10 protein-coding genes are annotated in these 20603 nt (G+C 71.1%); all 10 read left to right on the top strand.

What is annotated here, in order from left to right:
• The first annotated feature begins 64 nt into the window (after positions 1 to 64).
• The 10 genes from HDC36_RS14065 (at position 65) to HDC36_RS14020 (ending at position 20586) form a co-directional block, all read left to right on the top strand.
• Positions 65 to 523, top strand: coding sequence for a cellulose biosynthesis protein BcsD (locus tag HDC36_RS14065; RefSeq protein ID WP_179568481.1), 459 nt, complete (start codon positions 65 to 67; stop codon positions 521 to 523).
• Positions 524 to 573: 50 nt separating this feature from the next.
• Positions 574 to 996 carry a hypothetical protein gene (locus HDC36_RS14060; RefSeq protein ID WP_179568479.1) on the top strand — a complete coding sequence of 141 codons (423 nt, stop codon included), beginning with the start codon at positions 574 to 576 and terminating at the stop codon, positions 994 to 996.
• A 95-nt stretch (positions 997 to 1091) separates the two neighbouring features.
• Positions 1092 to 3242 carry a UDP-forming cellulose synthase catalytic subunit gene (gene bcsA / locus HDC36_RS14055; RefSeq protein WP_179568477.1) on the top strand — a complete coding sequence of 717 codons (2151 nt, stop codon included), beginning with the start codon at positions 1092 to 1094 and terminating at the stop codon, positions 3240 to 3242.
• A gap of 47 nt (positions 3243 to 3289) precedes the next feature.
• Positions 3290 to 5608 carry a cellulose biosynthesis cyclic di-GMP-binding regulatory protein BcsB gene (bcsB, locus tag HDC36_RS14050; protein ID WP_179568475.1) on the top strand — a complete coding sequence of 773 codons (2319 nt, stop codon included), beginning with the start codon at positions 3290 to 3292 and terminating at the stop codon, positions 5606 to 5608.
• Positions 5605 to 6768, top strand: a complete 1164-nt coding sequence (bcsZ, locus tag HDC36_RS14045) for a cellulose synthase complex periplasmic endoglucanase BcsZ (RefSeq protein WP_179568473.1) — start codon at positions 5605 to 5607, stop codon at positions 6766 to 6768. The genes bcsB and bcsZ overlap by 4 nt, the downstream gene beginning before the upstream one ends.
• Complete coding sequence (locus tag HDC36_RS14040) at positions 6756 to 11297, top strand: cellulose synthase subunit BcsC-related outer membrane protein (protein WP_179568471.1); 4542 nt, start codon at positions 6756 to 6758, stop codon at positions 11295 to 11297. The genes bcsZ and HDC36_RS14040 overlap by 13 nt, the downstream gene beginning before the upstream one ends.
• Positions 11298 to 12191: 894 nt before the next feature.
• A complete protein-coding gene (wecB, locus tag HDC36_RS14035) occupies positions 12192 to 13376 on the top strand; it encodes a UDP-N-acetylglucosamine 2-epimerase (non-hydrolyzing) (RefSeq protein WP_179568469.1) in 1185 nt (394 codons plus the stop codon).
• Complete coding sequence (locus HDC36_RS14030) at positions 13373 to 15595, top strand: hypothetical protein (protein WP_179568467.1); 2223 nt, start codon at positions 13373 to 13375, stop codon at positions 15593 to 15595. The genes wecB and HDC36_RS14030 overlap by 4 nt, the downstream gene beginning before the upstream one ends.
• A gap of 6 nt (positions 15596 to 15601) precedes the next feature.
• Positions 15602 to 17746: a glycosyl transferase family protein gene (locus tag HDC36_RS14025; RefSeq protein WP_179568465.1), complete on the top strand. Its 2145-nt coding sequence runs from the start codon at positions 15602 to 15604 to the stop codon at positions 17744 to 17746.
• The gene (locus tag HDC36_RS14020; protein WP_179568463.1) at positions 17743 to 20586 is read left to right on the top strand and encodes a hypothetical protein; all 2844 of its coding nucleotides are present in this window, start codon (positions 17743 to 17745) and stop codon (positions 20584 to 20586) included. Before HDC36_RS14025 ends, HDC36_RS14020 begins: the two co-directional genes overlap by 4 nt.
• Positions 20587 to 20603 lie beyond the last annotated feature (17 nt).

Here is a 20603-nt window from a genome sequence, read left to right as displayed (position 1 = left end):
TCGCGCTTGCTGGATACCCTTGCGAGGCACTCGCCGTGCCATTTTTCCATCAGAGGCAGCACCGATGAGCTCTCCCGAGCTGCAGACGCATTTCCGCACCCAGGCCTGTTCGCGGCAGTGGCGCGGTTTCCTGCGCGCGTTGGCCCAGGAGTTCGCGGCGGAGCTGTCGACGGAGGACCTGGCGCTGCTGATGGCGCGGATCGGGCGCCGTTTCGCCGGCGAGCATCCGATCGGGGCCTGCGCGACGCTGGACGAGGTGCAGGCCGGGGTCAACCGGGTCTGGGAGGGGATGGAGTGGGGCTATGCGCGCTTCGAGGAGCAGGCCGACCGGGTCGACCTGGCCCATGTCGGCTCGCCGTTGCAGATCGCCCTGGCCGGGGAGACGGCCGGGGCGGATGGATTCCTGGAAGGGGTGTACCACGCCTGGTTCGAGCAGGCCGGCATGTTGGCGGGTCTGGGGATCCGCGCGGTGCCGGCCGTCGAGGAGGATGTCCGTCGTTTCGTGCTGTGCCGGGTCGCCTGAGCGGGCCATCCGATTCCACCGGCTACAAAAATCATCTTAGGGGGTGATCGATGTCCAAGAAGACCGACCATGCGGGCGCCGATGCGGCCGACGACATTTCCAGCCTGTTCGCCAAGCTCGGCAGCCAGGGCGCCAGCGCGTACCAGGATTTTTCCGGGGCGCGGCTGAGCGCGCCGGAGCCTGCCGCCGCCGAACCGCCGGCGGCGGCACCGCTGCCGCCGGCCGCGGCACCGGCGCCGACGCTGTCAGTGGTGCGTGCGCCGGCCGAGCCCAGGCTGGCGGTGGCGCCGCCCGCCGCCCGGCCGGTCGCGACCGAGCCGGTGCGCGCGCCGCAGGCCAGGCCCGCGTTGCCGGAGCCGGCACCGGCCAGCACGGCCACGCCGTTGACCCGGTTGTTCCAGCGCCTGCTCGACAGCGACCGCGCGCGCGTGCCGGCGCCCGACAGCCCGCTCAAGCGTTTCCAGAACCGCTGACCCGCGCGCGGCCGTTGCTGCCGCGCATCGTCGTCCTGTCGCCGCGCGGAGGGGAAAACGCGCGCCGGCTTCGCCCCCTTCGTTAGGAATCGCTGATGAGCGCTGCGTCCGCATCGCGTACCGGTCAACCCATGCACACACTGGCCACCTGGTCGCTGTGGGCGCTGGGCGCCTTGTTGTTGGTGTTCGTGGTCGCCATTCCGATGGACGTGCCGCAGCAGCTGCTGTTCTCGCTGGTGGTGTTCGCCGCGGCGATGCTGCTGCGCCGCAGCGGCAGCCGGCTCGCCGTGCTGATCATGATGGCGCTGTCGCTGGCGGTGTCCTCGCGCTACATCTGGTGGCGCATCACCCAGACCATGGGCGTGAGCAGCGCGGTCGATCTGAGCCTCGGCCTGGGCCTGCTGCTGGCCGAGGTGTATGCCTTCACGATCCTGGTGCTGGGCTATTTCCAGGTGCTGTGGCCGCTGAACCGGCGCCCGGTGCCGCTGCCCGCCGACCAGAGCCAGTGGCCGACGGTGGACCTGTTCATTCCCACCTACAACGAGCCGCTGTCGGTGGTGCGCTCCACCATCCTGGCCGCCAGCGTGATGGACTGGCCGGCGGACAAGCTCAACATCTATCTGCTCGACGACGGCCGCCGCGACGAGTTCCGCGAGTTCTGTGTGCAGGCCGGCATCCACTACGTCACCCGCACCAACAACTTCCACGCCAAGGCCGGCAACATCAACGCCGCGCTGAAGAAGTCCAGCGGCGAGTACGTGGCGATCTTCGACTGCGACCACATCCCGACCCGCTCGTTCCTGCAGGTGGCGATGGGCTGGTTCCTGCGCGACCGCATGCTCGCGGTGGTGCAGATGCCGCATTACTTCTTCTCCGCCGATCCGTTCGAGCGCAACCTCGGCAACCACGGCAAGGTGCCCAACGAGGGCGAGCTGTTCTACGGCCTGCTGCAGGACGGCAACGACCAGTGGGACGCGACCTTCTTCTGCGGCTCGTGCGCGGTGATCAAGCGCAAGCCGCTGGAGGAAGTCGGCGGGGTGGCGGTGGAAACGGTCACCGAGGATGCGCACACCGCGCTGAAGCTGCACCGGCGCGGCTACCGCAGCGCCTACATCACCGTGCCGCAGGCCGCCGGCCTGGCCACCGAGAGCCTGTCCGGCCACGTCGCCCAGCGCATCCGCTGGGCGCGCGGCATGGCGCAGATCGCGCGGCTGGACAACCCGCTGCTCGGCAAGGGCCTGCGCCTGTCGCAGCGGCTGTGCTACGCCAACGCGATGCTGCACTTCTTCTACGGGCTGCCGCGCATCATCTACCTGACCGCGCCGCTGGCCTTCCTGTTCTTCGGCGCGCACGTGATCCACGCGTCGGCGCTGATGATCCTGGCCTACGCGTTGCCGCACATCATGCAGGCCAACCTGACCAACCTGCGCACCCAGGGCAAGTTCCGCCACCTGCTGTGGAACGAGGTCTACGAGACCACGCTGGCCTGGTACATCCTGCGCCCGACCCTGGTGGCGCTGTTCAATCCCAAGCTCGGCAAGTTCAACGTCACCCCCAAGGGCGGCCTGGTCACGCGCAGCTATTTCGACCGGCAGATCGCCAAGCCCTACCTGTTCCTGCTGGTGCTGAACCTGGCCGGCCTGGCCGCCGGGGCGATGCGCCTGGTCTACACCGACGCCACCGGCGAAGCGCAGACGATCTGGTTCAACCTGGCCTGGACCGTCTACAACGTGCTGCTGCTCGGCGCCACCATCGCCACCGCCAGCGAAATGCGCCAGGTGCGCCGCTCGCACCGCGTGCCGCTGGACATCCCGGCCACGCTGTACCTGCCCGATGGCCAGGAACTGGCCTGCCGCACGGTCAACTTCTCCACCGGCGGCATGGCCCTGAACCTGGTCGAGACGGCGCCGGTGGAGCCGGATACGCTGGTCGACGTGGGCCTGTCGCACCGCAATGTCGAACGGCGCCTGCCGGCGATCGTGCGCCACGACCGCGACGGACACATCAGCGTGCAGTTCCGCGCCATGTCGATCGAGCAGGAGCGCTGGCTGGTGGCCTGCACCTTCGCCCGCGCCGACATCTGGGTGTCGCAGTGGGGCCGTCACGACCGCGACAATTTCTGGAAATCGATGGGCCAGGTGTTCGCGGCGAGCATGCGCGGCTTCCAGCGCCTGGGCCAGCATGTCGGCGACAGCGTGCGCGGCGGCTTCCGTTCGCGTCCGGCCGGCGAGGAATCCGCGCCGTGAGCCGCGTTCCCCCGTCTTTCCTTTCCTCTTTCTTCCGGTTGCCCTCGATGCGCCTACCTGCCTTGGCCGCGTGCTGTCTCACCATCCTGTCCGGCCTGGCGCTGGCGCAGGAACCGACGCTTCCCGCCACTCCGGCGGCGCCCCCCGCCGCCGCCGCGACGGCCGCGGTGCCAGAACCGGCTGCGCCGGCGCCCGCCGCACCGACCCTGGGCGTGCAGGAACGGTCGGCGACGCTGAAGCAGCTCGGCATGGACTACGAAATCACCCTGCGCGGCATCCAGGGCAGCGCCGGCGTGGCGTTCAGCGCGCGCACCGACGAAGTGGTCGAGGCGGCGACGCTGCACCTGAGCTACAGCTACTCGCCGGCGCTGCTGCCGGAGCTGTCGCACCTGAAGGTCACCGTCAACGGCGTCACCGTGGCGACCCTGCCGGTGACCCGCGAGAACGCCGGCAAGCTGCAGCAGACCGACGTGCCGATCGATCCGCGCCTGGTCAGCGACTACAACCAGCTCAACCTGCAGTTGATCGGGCACTACACCCGCGAATGCGAGGATCCCGACCACACCAGCCTGTGGGCCAACATCGACCCGGCCACGCGGCTGTCGCTGAGCACCACGCCGCTGGTGCTGGCCAACGACCTGGCGCTGCTGCCGGTGCCGTTCTACGACAAGCGCGACACGCGCCGGCTGGAACTGCCGTTCGTGTTCCCGCAGCGGCCGGACCTGGCCACGCTGCGCAGCGCCGGCATCGTGTCCTCGTGGTTCGGCGCGCAGGCCGGTTACCGCGGCGCGGTGTTCAACGTCTCCATCGGCGACGTGCCGGCGACCGGCAACGCGGTGCTGTTCGCCACCCCGAACACGCTGCCGGCCGAACTGGCGACCGCCGAGAACGGCCTGGGCGAGATCGCCGGCCCGACCCTGGCGGTGGTCACCAATCCGCGCGATCCGGCGGGCAAGCTGCTGCTGGTGCTCGGCCGCAACGACAACGACCTGCAGCAGGCGGCCACCGCGCTGGCGCTGGGCACGCCGTTCAACGGCGCCGTGGCCAGGATCGGCGAACTCAAGCAGGCGCAGCCGCGCAAGCCCTACGACGCGCCGAACTGGATTTCCAGCGACGGCCCGGTGCGCTTCGCCGACCTGGTCGCACAGACCTCGCAGCTCAATGTCACTGGCTACCACCCGGACCTGATCCGGGTCGGCCTGCAGCTGCCGCCGGACCTGTTCGTGTGGCAGCGCGACGGCATCCCGGTCAATCTGCGCTACCGCTACACGGTGCCGGACGTGCGCAACAAGTCCGCGCTCAACGTCAGCATCAACGATGCCTTCGTCACCACGCTGCCGCTGAGCGGGCGCCCGTACGCCGAATCGCTGCCGCTGCAGTGGTGGCACGACCTCAAGGCCAAGGGCGCGATGCCGGTGGAGCAGAAACTGCTGCTGCCGACCGGCCCGTTCTCGGCCAACAGCCAGCTGCGCTTCCACTTCTTCTTCGACCGCCCGCAGGCCGGCGAATGCAAGAACACCTTCCCCGACGTGTCCGGCGCGATCGACGCCGATTCGAGCGTGGACCTGAGTTCGTTCCACCACTACATGGCGATGCCGAACCTGGCCGCGTTCGGCAATGCCGGCTATCCGTTCACGCGCCTGGCCGACCTGTCCGAATCCACCATCGTGGTGCCGGACGAAGCCAGCGACCAGGACGTGTCCAACCTGCTGACCCTGCTCGGCAAGCTCGGCGCCTCCACCGGCTATCCGGCGTTGCGCGCCACCCTGATCCATGCCGGCGAAGTGGACCAGCACGCCGACAGCGATCTGCTGGTGTTCGGCTCCTCGCGCTCGCAGCCGCTGTTCCAGCGCTGGAGCGAGCACCTGCCGATCGGCGACGGCGCCACCGGCCGGCGCTTCTCGATGACCGACTGGGTGATGGACAAGCTGCCCGGCTTCCTGTCCTTCGATGCGCGCCGCACCGACCTGCCGACCACCGCCGAAGTGGCGGTGAAGCCGGCCCCGGGCGACGTGGTGCTGATGGGCTTCGAGTCGCCGCTCAAGCCCGGGCGCAGCGTGGTCGCGCTGCTGGCCGAGGATCCGGCCAGCGTCGGCCAGCTGTTCGACGCCTGGTTCGAGCCGGCCACGCTGAAGGATTTCCAGGGCAGCGTGGTGCTGCTGCAGCAGGGCAAGATCCGCAGCCTGGCCGGCAACCAGGCCTATTACGTCGGCCACCTGCCGCTGCCGACCTGGGCGCGCTGGTACTTCTCGCAGCATCCGCTGCTGCTCGGCCTGGCGGTGGTGCTGCTGAGCCTGCTGCTGGCGCTGGCCGCGCGCGTGGTGCTGCGCCGGCATTCGGCGCAACGGTTGCGGGAAGGGCAATGACCCCGCACGCGCGACAGCGCCGCCGCGTGCTCGGCGGCGCGCTCGCCGCGGGCGCGGCGGCGCTGCTGCCGTCGCTGCCGGCCACCGCCGCTGCGGCCGCCTGCGCGCCGTGGCGCGAGTGGACCGGCTTCGTCGCCAAGCATATCGACGACAGCGGGCGGGTGATCGATTTCAGCAATGCCGATCAGCGCAGCACCTCCGAAGGCCAGTCCTACGCGCTGTTCTTCGCGCTGGTGGCCAACGACCAGGTGCTGTTCGACCGGGTGCTCGGCTGGACCCGGCACAACCTCAGCGGCGGCCGCCCGCAACAGGTGCTGCCGGCCTGGCTGTGGGGCCGCGCCGACGACGGCAGCTGGCGCGTGCTCGACGACAACACCGCCAGCGACGCCGACCTGTGGATCGCCTACGCGCTGCTGGAGGCCGGGCGGCTGTGGAAGCGGCCCGGCTACACCCAGGCCGGCATGCAGACGCTGGCGCTGGTGCGACGCCAGGAACTGGCCGACTTGCCCGGGTTCGGTGGCATGCTGCTGCCGGCGGTGAAGGGCTTCGCCAAGCCGCCGCGCTGGACGCTCAATCCCAGCTACCTGCCGATCCAGCTGCTGCGCCGTTTCGCCGCTGCCGATCCGAAAGGACCGTGGGCCGGGCTGGCGCAGCGCAGCGCACGCCTGCTGCGCGACAGCGCGCCGGTCGGCTTCGCCCCGGACTGGATCGGCTGGGACGGCCGCGCGTTCGCGGTCGATCCGGACAAGGGTGCGCTGGGCAGCTACGACGCGGTCCGCGTGTACCTGTGGGCCGGCATGCTCGATGCCGGCGAACCGCTGCGCAAGGCGCTGCTCGAGGACCTGTCCGGTCCGCTGCAGCAATTGCAGGCGCAGGGCCATTTCAGCGAGAAGGTGGACACGCGGCTGGGCGTCGGCAGCGGCACCGCGCCGCCCGGCTTCGCCGCCGCGCTGCTGCCGTACCTCAGCGCGCTGCGCCAACCGCTGCTGCTGAAGGCGCAGGCGCAACAGATTCCCGCGCCCGGCGACGCCGCCGCGGCGAAACTTCCCTATTACGATCGGGTGCTGGTCCTGTTCGGGCGCGGCTGGCTCGATAACCGCTATCGCTTTTCCGCAGACGGCCTGCTGCAGCCCGCCTGGAGAACCCAATGTTCCGCATGAAACTCAAGCCTCTGTACCTGGCCGGCATGATCGACCTGTGCCTGCTCGCCGGCAACGCGCACGCGCAGGCCGGCAACGCCACCCAGCAACTGGTCAGCCAGGGCAACTACTGGCACGACCAGGGCCGCGACGATCTCGCCGCCGACACCTGGCGCAAGCTGCTGCGGGTCGACCCGAACCAGCCCGATGCGCTGCTCGGCCTGGCCCAGATCGACCTGGCGCAAGGCCGCCAGGGCGAGGCGCGCAAGCGCCTGCAGCAGCTGCAGAAGACCCATCCGCAGGCGCCGCAGACGCAGCGGCTGAGCCAGGCGATCGGTGGCAGCGGCGACAGCGTCAACCTGCGCAACGCGCGCCGCGCCGCCTCGGCCGGCCGCTACGTGGAAGCGGTGCGCGAGTACCAGGCGCTGTTCGACGGCAAGGCGCCGCCGGACCACCTGGCGCTGGAGTACTACCAGGCCCTGGCCGGCACCCCGCAGGGCTGGGACGGCGCCCGCGACGGCCTGCGCCGCCTGGTCGCCGCGCAGCCCAACAACGGCGCCGCGGCGCTGGCGCTGGCGCAGGTGCTGACCTACCGCGAGCCGTCGCGGCGCGAAGGCATCGCCCAGCTCGGCGCGATGAGCAAGCGTCCCGACGTCGGCGGCCCGGCGCGCGCCGCCTGGCGCCAGGCGCTGCTGTGGCTCAATGCCGGCAACGCCGATGCGCCGCTGTACCAGGCGTTCCTGGCGGCCAATCCGAACGATGCCGAGGTCGCCGCCAAGGCCACCAAGCTGGGCGAACAGCGTGCCGCGCAGGCCGGCGATCCGGCCGGCGAACAACTAGGCGAGGCGTTCAAGGCGCTCAACGCCGGCAACCTGGCCGTGGCCGAGCAGCGCTTCACCCAGGTGCTGCGCGCGCGTCCGCGCGATGCCGACGCGCTCGGCGGCCTGGGCTCGGTGCGCCTGCGCCAGCAGCGCTTCGGCGAAGCGCAGGAACTGCTGCGTCCGGCCGCGGCCGGCAACGGCAAGTGGCGTTCGGCGCTGGACAGCGCGCGCTACTGGCTGCAACTGCAGCAGGCGCAGGCCGCGCGCGGCCGCGGCGACAGCGACGAGGCGCTGCGCCTGACCCAGCAGTCGCTCAAATTGCAGCCCAACGAAGCCACCGGCTACGTGTTGCTCGGCGATCTGCAATCGGCCAGCGACGCGGCCGCGGCCGAACGCAGCTATCGCCAGGCGCTGGCGCTGAGCGCCGACAATGCCGGCGCGCTGCAGGGCCTGATCGGTCTGTACAGCCGCCAGGGCCGCGCCGACGAGGCCAGCGCGCTGTTCGCCAGGCTCAGCCCGGCGCAGCGCGAGAAGGCCGGCGGCGAAGCCACGCTGCGCTCCAACGTGCAGCGCGCCCGCGCCAAGCAGGCGCTGGAGGCCGGCGACACGGTCTCGGCGCAGAGCGAACTGGAAGCGGCGATGGTCGAGCGTCCCGGCGATCCGTGGGTGCGGCTGGACCTGGCGCGGCTGTACCAGCAGGCCGGGCGCCCGGACCAGGCGCGCAGCGTGATGGACGGCCTGCTCGCGGTGCACGGCGACATGCCCGAGGCGCTGTACGCCAATGCGCTGCTGGCGCAGGAGCGCGGCGACTGGGCCAGTGCCTACGCCAGCCTGGAACGCATCCCCAGCGCGGCGCGGACCGCGGAAATGAGCGCGCTGCGCAATACCGCCTGGGTCGAGCAGCAGGCCGCGCAGGCGCGGCTGCTGCAACAGCAGGGCCGCGCCGGCGAGGCGCAGCTGCTGCTGGCGCGCACCGAGGCCGCGCTCGGCGGCGCGCTGGAACAGCCGGCGCTGCTGGCGTCGATGGCTGGCGCCTACGCCGACATCGGCAGCAACCAGCGCGCGCTGACCCTGGCGCAGCGCCTGGTCGCGCAGAACCCGAGCACCGAGGCGCGGCTGCAGTACGCCAGCGTGCTGCTGCGCGCGCAGCAGGACGCCGAACTGGCGGCCACGCTGCGCCAGTTGCGCGATACCGACATGACCGCCGAGCAGCAGCGCCGCTACCAGGCGCTGCGCAGCGGCTACACGCTGCGCCAGGTGGATGCGCTGCGCGAGCTGGGCAACCTGGAAGCGGCCTACGACGCGCTGGCGCCGCTGCTGGCGCAGCAGAACCAGGATCCGAAGGCGGTGGCGGCGCTGGCGCGGCTGTACGCCGCCGCCGGCGACCAGCGCCAGGCGCTGGTGCTGTACCAGCAGCAGCTGCAGCAATCGCCCAACGACCTGGACACGCTGATCGCCGCGGCCAATACCGCCGCCGCGCTGCGCGACCTGGACAGCGCCGAGGACTATCTGCAGCGCGCACTGGCGCAGGCGCCGGATTCGCCCGCGGTGCTGAGCGCGGCCGGCCGCGTGTACCGCAGCGCCGGCAAGAACCGCAAGGCCGAAAGCTATTTCCGCGCCGCGCTGGCGGCGCAGGCGCGCGAGGCCGGCCAGCACGACAACGGCCTGCCGGCCGCCAACGGTCCGGCCTCCTTCGCCGGCGCCGGGCGCCCGTTGAACCCGTTCGCCGGCATGAGCGGGCGCATGCCGCGCAGCCCGGCGGTGGTCTCCGACAGCCTCGGCGGCGGCTATCCGGCGCCGGCCTATGCCGCGGCCGGCCAGGCCGCGCTCCCGGCGATGCCGGCCGCGGCCGGCGCGGGCCAATACCCGTCAATGCCGGCCGCGGCCGGCGCGGCCTATGCCAGCGGCGGCGACGACCTGCCGCCGCCGGCCAGCGCCGGCGCTGCCGGCGGCGTGCAGCTGGCGGCGCTGCCGGTGCCGGGCCAGCGTGCGCCGGCCGCGGCCAGCCTGGCCCCGTCCTACTATCCCGACGACCGTGTCGCCACCACCGGCAGCGCGCGCCAGGCGCAGGCGCTCGCCACCCCGGCGCGCACCGGCACCGTGCTCGACGAACTGCGCGAAGTGCAGTCGGAAAACAGCGACAGCCTGGCCGCCGGCGCCACCTACCGCGCCCGCGACGGCGAGGCCGGGCTGGGCAAGTTGAACGATCTGGAAGTGCCGCTGCACGGCGAATTCGCGGTCGGCGAAGGCAAGCTCAGCGTCGATGTCACCCCGACCCTGCTCGATGCCGGCACGCTCGACACCGCCTATTCCACCGCCAGCCGGTTCGGCGCCGGCCCGAGCGCGGCGATGGGCGATGCGCTGGCCGCCGACCGCACCCCGATCGACGACCTGGTCGGCAGCGACCTGTACCAGTTGCTGCTCACCGAGGGCGACACCAACGCCACCCGCAACGCGTTGCGCACCTATGCGGTCAACACCGGCCTGTACAACGAGCTGTACAACGACACCGACGCCACCTTGACCAACGCGCAGCGCGAGGCCGCGGCGCTGCAGGCGCTGTATGCCGAGCCGCTGTCGGCGTTCCTGCTCGGCAACATCGCCGCGGACGTGTCGATCAGCACCCTGGCCAGCGCGATCCTCGGCGATGCCTCGCGCAGCGCCGATCTCAGCGCCGCCGACATCGCCCGCTTCCAGGCGCTGGCGGCCAACACCACCGCGGCCAGCCTGACCCCGGCCGGCTTCAGCCAGGCGCTGTACACGATGGCCGCCAACGGCTCGGCCTCGCGGCGCATGGACCAGGACGCCAGCGGCGTCGGCGTGTCGGTGAAGTACAAGCGCGGCGGCTTCGCGGCCGACCTCGGCAGCACGCCGGTGGGCTTCCCCGAGCAGCGCATCGTCGGCGGCGTCGGCTACCGCGGCCAGATCGGCGAAAACCTGACCTATTCGGGCCAGGCGTTCCGGCGCGCGGTCAGCGACAGCCTGCTGTCCTTCGCCGGCGTCGACGACGGCCGCGCCGGGCTGCGCTGGGGCGGCGTGACCAGCAACGGCGTGCGCCTGTCGGCCACGCTCGACAACGGCCTGCTCGGCGGCTACGCCAACCTGACCGCCGATCGCCTGGTCGGCCACAACGTCGCCGACAACGACCACCGCCAGGTGGACCTGGGCGTGTACGTGCACGCGCTGGAGACCGAGAACCAGTCGCTGACCGCCGGCCTCAACCTGACCGCGATGCAGTACGACAAGAACCTGAGCGGCTACACCTACGGCCAGGGCGGCTACTTCAGCCCGCAGGACTATGTCGACCTCGGCTTCCCGGTGCACTGGAGCGGGCGTTCGGCCGGGCGCAAGGTCAACTGGAGCGTGGACGCCAGCGTCGGCGTGCAGCATTTCCGCAGCGACGACAGCAACTACTTCCCGACCAGCGCGCAGATGCAGCAGGACGCCTACGACGCCGCATCGCTGGCCGCGCTGCTGGGCCTGGTGGACACCTACACCGCGCCGGTCTACGCCGGGCAGAGCAAGACCGGCGTGTCCTACAACGTCGCCGGCGCCGCCGAGTGGCAGCTGGCTCCGCAGTTGTTCCTGGGCGGGCGGCTGATCTTCAACAACGCCCGCGACTACAACCAGTTCAGCACCAACCTCTACGTGCGCTTCGTGCTCGACCGGCTCGGCGCCGGCCTTGGCCGCCGCCCGCAGGTGCTGGCCTCGCCGTACGTGGGCGAGTAAGCGGGGGCACGTAGGGCGCTCGCGTTTGGCGGGCTGGGCGCACCGCAGGAGGGGCTTCGGCCCCGATGCGGCCCGGCGCCGTCAGGCCCGCGGCGTCGCTCGTCGCGACTGAGGTCGCTCCCACAGGGGGCTTGCGGATGGCGGGTTGGGTGCACTGTGGGAGGGGCTTCGGCTCCCGACCCGGTCCGGCGCCGTCAGGTCCGCGGCCTCGCTCGTCGCGACTGAAGTCGCTCCCACAGGGGGCTTGCGGATGGCGGGTTGGGTGCACTGTGGGAGGGGCTTCGGCTCCCGACCCGGTCCGGCGCCGTCAGGTCCGCGGCCTCGCTCGTCGCGACTGAAGTCGCTCCCACAGGGGGGCTTGCGAATGTCGGCTGGGTGCACTTGTGGGAGGGGCTTCAGCCCCGACGCGATCCGGTCCGCGGCTTCGCTCGTCGCGACCGAAGTCGCTTCCCGCGGACTCGCGGATGGCGGGGCCGGGTGCACTGCAGGAGGGGCTTCGACCCCGACACCGTTCGCGTCGCGGCATCGCCTGAGCGCCTCGAAGCGCAACCGCCCGCTTCGACGCGGGGGTCGGCATCGGCCTCGGCCTCGGCGATGCCCGGGACCGACGTCGTTGCAGTGCACCATCCCAGCCGATCTACCGCCAGCGTCTGACCGCGGGCAAGCGCCGCGCCTGGCGGCGCATGTGCCTGTGCGACGCCCGGCCGTGACTGGCCGACCGCCTTGCAAATTCAAGCTTTCAGCCCCTCGGGACGACGGCGCAAAGCCGCGGCGCGCGTGCCGATGCTAGCGGCGACCGCGGGCATCCCCCTGCGATCCGCACGATTTGTACACATCAGTTCGCACATTTTGTGTGACGATGGTCACTGTTGTTTGTGGCCAATGGAGTGGTGGGTGAAGGTTCTTTGCGTTTTTGGTACGCGCCCCGAGGCGATCAAGATGGGGCCGCTGGTCCGCGCGCTGCACGCCGCGCCGGAGATCGACTCCCTGGTCTGCATCACCGGACAGCATCGGGCGATGCTGGATCAGGTGATGGCGTTGTTCGCGATCCAGCCCGATCACGACCTCGATGTGATGGTGGCCGACCAGACCCTCAACGGCCTGTGTTCGCGCTTGTTCGCCAGGCTCGATGCCCTGTATGCGCAGGTGCAGCCGGACCGCGTGTTGGTGCACGGCGATACCAGTACCGCGATGACCGCCGCGCTGGCCGCCTTCCATCGGCGCATTCCGGTCGGCCACGTCGAAGCGGGCCTGCGCACCGGCAATCTGCAGCAGCCGTGGCCGGAAGAAATGAACCGGCGGGTGATCGACGTGGTCGCCGACCATCTGTTCGCGCCCACCGCCAGCGCGCGCGACAACCTGCGGCAGGAAAACCTGTCCGGCCGCATCAGCGTCACCGGCAACACCGTGATCGATGCGCTGCAACTGACCGTCGAGCGGCTCGAGCGCGATGCCGTGCTGCGCACCACGGTGGATGCGCAGTTCCCGTTCCTGGATGCGCAGCGCAAGTTGCTGCTGGTCACCGGGCATCGCCGCGAAAGTTTCGGCGACGGCTTCGCCAACATCTGCCGCGCGCTGGCCGAACTGGCGCAGCGCAAGGACCTGCAGATCGTCTACCCGGTGCATTTGAATCCGAACGTGCAGGGCCCGGTCCGCGCGCAGTTGGGCGGGCTGGACAACGTGCACCTGATCGCGCCGCAGGACTATCTCGCCTTCGTGCGGCTGATGCAGCACGCGCACGTGGTGCTGACCGATTCCGGCGGCGTGCAGGAAGAAGCGCCGGCACTGGGCAAGCCGGTACTGGTGATGCGCGACGTCACTGAACGCCCCGAGGCGGTCCAGGCCGGGGTGGTGACCCTGGTCGGCACCGATCCGGCGCGGATCGTGGCCGCGGTCGCGGCGGCCTGCGAGTTGCCGGCGCGGCCCGCGCGGTTCCTGCCCCACGCCAGCCCCTACGGCGATGGCCGCGCCTCGGCGCGGATCGTGGCCGCGCTGCGCGGCCAGTCCTTCGACAGTTTCGTGCCCGGCCGTGCCGCGCCGGTGTCCCACCTCCCTCTTTTTTCAGAATCGACGCCATGACCCAGACCCGCCGTTCCACCGCCCGTTTCCCCCAGGGTCTGCCGCTGGCCTTGGTCCTGTCGACCGCGCTGACTCCTGCCGCTGCCGCCGATTCCGTCGCCGGCCAGTTCGGCGAGTGGGCCGGCACCACCACGGTCACCCGCTCGATGACCCTGCGTGAGCTGGGCTTCAAGCAGCCGCTGGTGCTCAGCGGCCAGGAAAGCCAGCGCGACATCTACCTGCCGGTGCCGGCCGGCGTGCCGACCCGCGATGCGCAGTTGCAGGTCGATGCGCGCTACGTGCGCGGGCATACCGGGCGCACCTCCAGCCTGCTGTCGATCGACGGCGACCCGGTGTCGGCGCGTTCGATCACCGATGCCCAGGGCGACGTCAGCCAGCTGATCGGCATCGACGGCTTCGCGCGCCCCAACGGCTTCGTGCGCTTCGGCGTGGGCTGGTGGTCGGTGGTCTCCGAATACCAGTGCGCCGATCAGAGCGCGCCGGCCAACGTGCTGCGGCTGTCGCCGGATTCGCGCTTCAGCTACCGCTTCGACGGCCGCGCGATCGACACCGTGGCCAAGGCCTGGGGCGCGTTGCCGGCCACGGTGCGGCTGCTGGTGGAAGGCCGCGCCACCAGCGTGCAAAGCTACGACACCGCGTGGCGCGTGGGCACGGCGCTGGAGAACGGCGGCAAGCGCGTCGACGTGGTCGCGCTGCCGGCGGTGGGCGCGAGCGTGGACCTGCGCGGGCTGGCGATCCCGGCCAGCCTGGCCGGCATCCCCGCCTACGCGGCGTTGGCCGATGGCAGCGCCAGCCACCGCATCGGCAGCCTGGCCGAAGTCGGCGCGCTGCTGTCGCTCGGCGATGGCGGCCCGCTCGCGGTCGACGTGGCGGTGCTGAGCGATCCGTTGCGCGCCGGCGTGCGCGCCGCGCTGGATGCGCTGGGCAGCGAGGTCGCCAGCGCCGCGCCGGACGCGGCCGGCGCGTTCGCCGCGTGGCGCAAGGCCGACATGGCCGGGTTCGAACAGCCGGCCGGCACCGCGTCGGTGCAGGTGGCGCTGGTCGGCGGGCATCCGACCCTGCTGGTCGCCAGCGGCGCCGGCGCCAAGGTCGCCGGCCTGCTGACCCAGCAATGGCGCGCCTATGCGCAGGGCCGTGCGCTGCTGGTGAGCACCGCGCTGCTGCCGCCGGCCGACAAGGACGTGGTGCTGCTCGGCCGCCTCGGCGACATGGCCGGGACCCAGGACATCGTCTCGCGCGGCGACCGCACCGCGAACTTCGACCTGGGCGCGCTGTCCAGCGAAGGGCGCCTGCCCAGCGAAGTGGTGGTCGACGTCAGCGCGGCGCCGAACCCGGCCGGGCAGGGCGCGGTCGCCTCGATCTTCTTCAACGACTACCTGCTGGGCGCCAAGGTGCTCGACGCCGACGGCAAGCCGCAGCGCCTGGTCGCCAAGGTGCCGAGCTTCGCGCTGGCCGCGCGCAACCAGGTGCGGATCAGCTTCCTGCGCCAGCCGGCGCGCCCGTACTGCCATGATCCGGCCACCGGCTATCCGGTGTCGGTGCTGCCCAGCAGCCACATCCGCCTGGCCGATCGCAGCCTCGCCGCCGATTTCGTCGGCGCGGCCTCGCAGCTGGCCGGCGCGCACGAGGTGTTCGTGCCCAGTACATGGCTGCAGGACGCGCCGGCTTCGCTGGCCAAGGTGATCCATCTCGCCGGTGCGACCGGCGCCTCGCCGATGCAGGCGGTGCTGAAGGTCGGCGATGCCGGGACCGCGATCGCGCCGACCGGTGCCTACCTCAGCTTCGTGCTGGCGCCGCAGGGGCTGGCGCAGAGCGGGGCGGTACGCGACGGCAAGCTGGTGGTGTCCGGCCCGGGCAAGCAGGTGCTGCTGGACCTGGCCGGGCTCGATCGCGCCGCGCTGGTCGAAGTGGTCGGCAGCGGCGCCAACACCGGGGTGATCTACCGCGAGTTGGGCACGCAGGGGCCGCAGATCGCCGAACCGTTCCGGCTGATCCGCGGCAATCTGGCGCTGCTGGATGCCGACGGCGTGGTGCAGGACTTCGACGGGCAGGACCCGACCGGCGCGCGCATGGCCGAGCAGAGCAACCCGCAGCCGCTGTGGCAGCAGCACATGGTGTGGCTGGTGGTGCTGGTGGGCGTGATCGTGTTCATGCTGCTGGCCGCGCGGGTGGTGCAGGTGCGTCGCCGCCGCAAGTCCGCGCAGACCAACGGGCACTGATCGCCTGTGGACGGTCTGTACTGGAACATCTACCTGGCCAACTACTACGCCTTCCTGGAGACGGCGGCCGTGGTGGTCGCGGTGGTGATCCTGATCTCCAGCCTCGACGACCTGTTCATCGATGCCTGGTATTGGGCGCGCGAAATCTGGCGCAGCGTGATCCTCAAGCAGCGCAGCGAATACCGGCCGCTGACCCAGCAGGACCTGCTGCAGCGCCCGGAACAGACGCTGGCGATCATGGTGCCGGCCTGGGCCGAGTTCGACGTGATCGGGCAGATGGTCGAGAACATGATCGACGTGCTCGATTACCACGACTACATGGTCTTCGTCGGCACCTATCCCAACGATGCGCAGACCATCGCCGAAGTGGAACGCATGCGCCGCCGCTACAAGCGCATGCGCCGCATCGAGGTGCCGCACGACGGCCCGACCAGCAAGGCCGACTGCCTGAACTGGCTGGTCCTGGCGATCTTCGAGTACGAGAAGCAGAACGACATCGAGTTCGCCGGCGTGGTCCTGCACGACAGCGAGGACGTGCTGCACCCGATGGAGCTGCGCTTCTTCAACTACCTGCTGCCGCGCAAGGACATGATCCAGTTGCCGGTGACCTCGCTGGACCGCGAGTGGTACGAACTGGTGGCCGGCGTGTACATGGACGAATTCGCCGAATGGCACGCCAAGGACCTGGTGGTGCGCGAAAGCGTGTCCGGCATGGTGCCGTCGGCCGGCGTCGGCACCTGTTTCTCGCGCAAGGCGCTGCTGGCGCTGAGCGAGGCCAGCGACAACCAGCCGTTCAACACCGACAGTCTGACCGAGGACTACGACGTCGGCGCGCGCCTGGCGGCGATGGGCATGCACTCGATCTTCGCGCGCTTCCCGGTGCAGTTCCGCGTGCGCCGCCCGTCGTGGTTCGGTTGGGGCCCGGTGCGCGAGCGCACCCTGCACATGGCGCTGTGCGTGCGCGAATACTTCCCCGACAACTTCCGCGCCTCGTACCGGCAGAAGGCGCGCTGGGTGCTGGGGATCGGCCTGCAGAGCTGGGAAACCCTGGGCTGGCGCGGTTCGCTGGCGACCAAGTACCTGCTCGCGCGCGACCGCAAGGGCATCGTCACCTCGTTCGTCAGCGTGTTCGCCTATCTGATCTTCCTGCAGCTGTTGCTGTTCTGGCTGCTCAAGGTCGCCGGCGCGTGGGAGACCCAGTTCCCGACCATCTTCCAGAGCGGCACCTGGCAGATGAACGTGGCGCTGCTGACCACCGCCGCGCTGGCCACGCGCGTGGCGCAGCGCTTCTACTTCGTCAACCGCCTGTACGGCTGGGAACATGCGCTGATGTCGATCCCGCGCATGGTGGTCGGCAACATGATCAACTTCATGGCCACCGCGCGCGCCTGGCGCCTGTTCCTGCTGTACCTGCTGTTCGGCAAGCGCATGGTGTGGGACAAGACCATGCACGATTTCCCCAGCGCCGCGCAGCTGGTGCATACCCGCAGGCGCCTGGGCGAACTGCTGACGACCTGGGAAGCGGTCGAGCCCGAGCGCCTGGTGCAGGCGCTGCGGCAGCAGGAGGGCGGACGCCAGCAACCGCTGGGACGGATCCTGGTGGCGCAGGGCTGGCTGGACGACGAAACCCTGGCCGAAGCCATCGCCTTCCAGGGCGATCTGCCGCGCGCGGCGATCGACGTGGCGTATCTGCAGGCCGGGCAGTTCCCGTTGTCGGTGCAGGCCTGCGTGCAATGGCGGCTGCTGCCGCTGCCGTCGGACGTGCCCGGCGAAGTGGCGGTCGCGGTCTCCAACGCATTGTCCGAAGAGGAGCAGCAACGGTTGCTGCACGACCTGGACGCGAGCGTGCTGCGACAGGCGATCGCGCGCGAAAGCGAAATCAACGCCGGCCTGCGCCTGATCAGCGGCGAAAGCTACCGCGTCGACGCGGTGCCGCTGCTGGGCGATCTGCTGGTGGAACTGCGCCTGATCGCGCGCGACCAGTTCGAGCGCGTGCTGGACGAATACAGGCCGCAACGCGACGGCCGCATCGGCGACTACCTGGTCAAGCACGGCGTCGCCACCCAGGCGGCGATCGCCGCCGCCGTGCGCGAGCAGCATCGCCGTGCGGCCAACCCCCAGTACAGCATCGGCGGAGAGCTGAGCGCATGAGAATCAGCCTGCTCTCCAGCGTGATCGCCCTGAGCCTGCTCGGCCTGGGCAGCGCCACCGCGCACGCGCAGCAACTGCCGTTGGCCGGCGCCGCCTATCGCATCGCCGAGGATGCCTACGCGTCCTACGCCCGCGGCGATTACCAGCAGGCCAACCGCCAGGCGGCCGAAGCGGCGCGGCTGCGCCCGGACGTGGTGCGCCTGCGCCTGTTGCAGATCTACGCGCTGCAGAAGCTGGGTCGCGGCGACGAAGCGCGCGCGCAGGCGCGCCGTGCGCTCGCCGACGGGCTGCAGGATCCGGCGTTGCCGCGTCTGGCGGCCGCCGCGAACGCGGCATCCACGACGGCGTCCGGCGCAACGGCCGCGCGCGCCGGCGGCGCCCCCGCGCCACGCGTCACCACGCATCCCAGTGCCGCCGAGCAGGCCTATCGGCACGCCTTCGCACTCGCCACCCAGGCCTACGACGCCTACAACAACGACCGCATGGCCGAGGCCGCCGACAAGGCCGAACAGGCCTTCCGCCAACAGCCGCAGCAGGGCGCGTGGGCGGTCCTGTGGGTGTCGGCGCTGGAAACCCAGCAACGCTTCGAACAAGCCGAGGCCGCGGTCGCCACGGCGATCCAGCTGGGCGCGCCGAATGTCGCCGATCTGCAGGCCAAGCGCGTGGCGCTGGGCCGCCAGCGCGCGGTCAGGCCGGCGCAGCAGGGCTACCAGGCGTTGATCGAGCAGGAGTTCGGCGCGGCCGCCGGGTTCGCCCGGCAAGCGGTGGCGTATGCGCCGGACGTGGCGTCGCACCGTCTGCTGCTGATGACCGCGCAGTTGCTGGACGGGCAACTGGCCGCCGCCGAGGCCACCGCCGACGCGGCCCTGGACAACGACAGCGACAACACCGTGGCGCTGGTGATGCGCGCGTACCTGCGCCAGCGCCAGTTGCATACCGCGCAGGCCAATGCCGATTTCGACGCCGCCCTGCAGCAGGACTGGCTGGATGCGCAGCAGCGGCGCAACGTGCGCCTGTTGGCGGTGGATGCGGCCATTGCGGCAGGCGACCGCGCGCGTGCCGCACGCCTGTTGCAGCCGCTGCAGGGCGATTCGCTGGCGGACGAGGATGAGTCGGCGCGCAAGCAGATCGGCCAGGCCATCGCCCAGCGCGAGAAGGCGCTGCGCAGCGCCCGCCCGGCGCCGACACTGACCCTGGCGACGTACCCGGCACCGTTCCAGCAATGCCGCGATACGCCCTACGGCACCCAGTGCGAACTGACGCCGGCCGACCTGCAAGGCAACGGTGGCGCCGCGTCACGCGCCTATGCCGCGTACGCGCGGCAGGATTACCAGGACGCCATCCGCGAAGCGCAGCAGGCGCTGCTGCAGAGTCCGGACGACGGCAGCCTGCAGAACCTGCTCACCACCTCGCTGGCCGCCGGCGACCGCGCCCAGCGCACCCAGGCGCGGCAGCGCCTGGACAGCGCATTGCAGCAGCGTCCCGCCGACGCCGGCCTGCTGATGCAGCGCGGCTACCTGCAGCAGCGTGCCGGCCAACCGGCGCAGGCGCTCGACGATTTCCGCGCGGCCGAGGCCACCGGCAAGGCGCCGCCCAGCGTGATGCTCGACCAGGCCTATGCGAGCGCCGCCAACGGCGACAACCCGCAGGCGGTGGCGCTGCTGCGCAGCGCGATCGACCGCGCCGACCAGGGCACGCTGCCGCTGGACAAGGCGCAGCGCTACACCACGCGCAGTTCGATCGCCAACCTCGGGCGCGAGTGGGGCATCACCGCCGCGGCCGGCTACCGCGGTGCGCGCCAGGCCGCGAGCAACCTGGGCGGCACGGCGATCAGCACCCCGGGCGATTCGGTGTTCAGCACCCTGGAAGCGTTCTGGCGGCCCGAGGCGCTCAACAACCGCTACGGCACGCTGGAAGCGTATGCGCGCGCGGCCAACACGCTGTACGACGAGGGCGGCACGTTCGAATCGGTGCTCGCCGTGGACCCGTGCACCGGCGAAGCCACCGAGGACGCACGCGCGCGTGCCGAGCGCTTGAGCCGCTCGCGTTCCAGTGCCGGCTGGCCGTCCACGATCGGCTCGTTCGGCGTGCGCTACGCGTTCGGCCGCACCGGCCTGAGCGCGGGCATCGAGCGCCGCCAGTTCCTCGGCAGCGGCACCCGCAACGGCGGCGTCTATCCGGACGCGACCGCGATCCAGTGCCGCATCCAGCGCGACTCCAACCAGCCGCAGCAGATCAATACGCAGGCGCGCTATCGCCTGGACAGCGATGCCGGCGGCTGGATGTCCTACCTGACCTACGGCTTCTACCACGGCACCGGCGTGCGCACCGACGTGAACCAGTGGTGGACGCTGAGCGGCTATGCGCAGGCCGGCTACAGCTGGGACGACAACCGCGCGCGCTTCAGCGTGGATCGGCTGGACAGCAGCGGCGCGCCGGTCGAAACCCTGCTCGATTCCGATGGCCGCCTGCATCGCGCGCAATGGTTCGCCGCCGCGGAACTGCATGCCGGGCGCAGCTACCGCTTCGGCGCCGAGCAGACCCGCTGGGTGCTGACCCCATCTCTGGTGGTGGCCGCGGACTGGCTCGACCAGCGCTCGCGGGTCAGCGGCATCGACTACCCGCTGATCGGCGAGCAGGCGTTCGCCCTGTCCGACACCGACCGCAGCTGGTCGCTCGGCGCCGGTCCCGGCGTTGGCGTGCGCTACTGGTTCCGCGAGGACCGCTACAACGCGGCGCGGTCCTACCTGGACCTGAGCGTGCAATACCGCTTCGCGATCGGCGGTGGCGATACCCAACGCGCCAAGGGCCTGTTCGCCACCGCCACCTTCTCCTACTGATGCCTGCCGAAACAACT

This window comes from Xanthomonas sp. JAI131, assembly GCF_013410075.1.
Classification (GTDB): Bacteria; Pseudomonadota; Gammaproteobacteria; order Xanthomonadales; family Xanthomonadaceae; genus Xanthomonas_A; species Xanthomonas_A bonasiae.
Note: the sequence above shows the minus strand (reverse complement) of the source record. Positions and strands in the feature narration are given on the sequence as shown.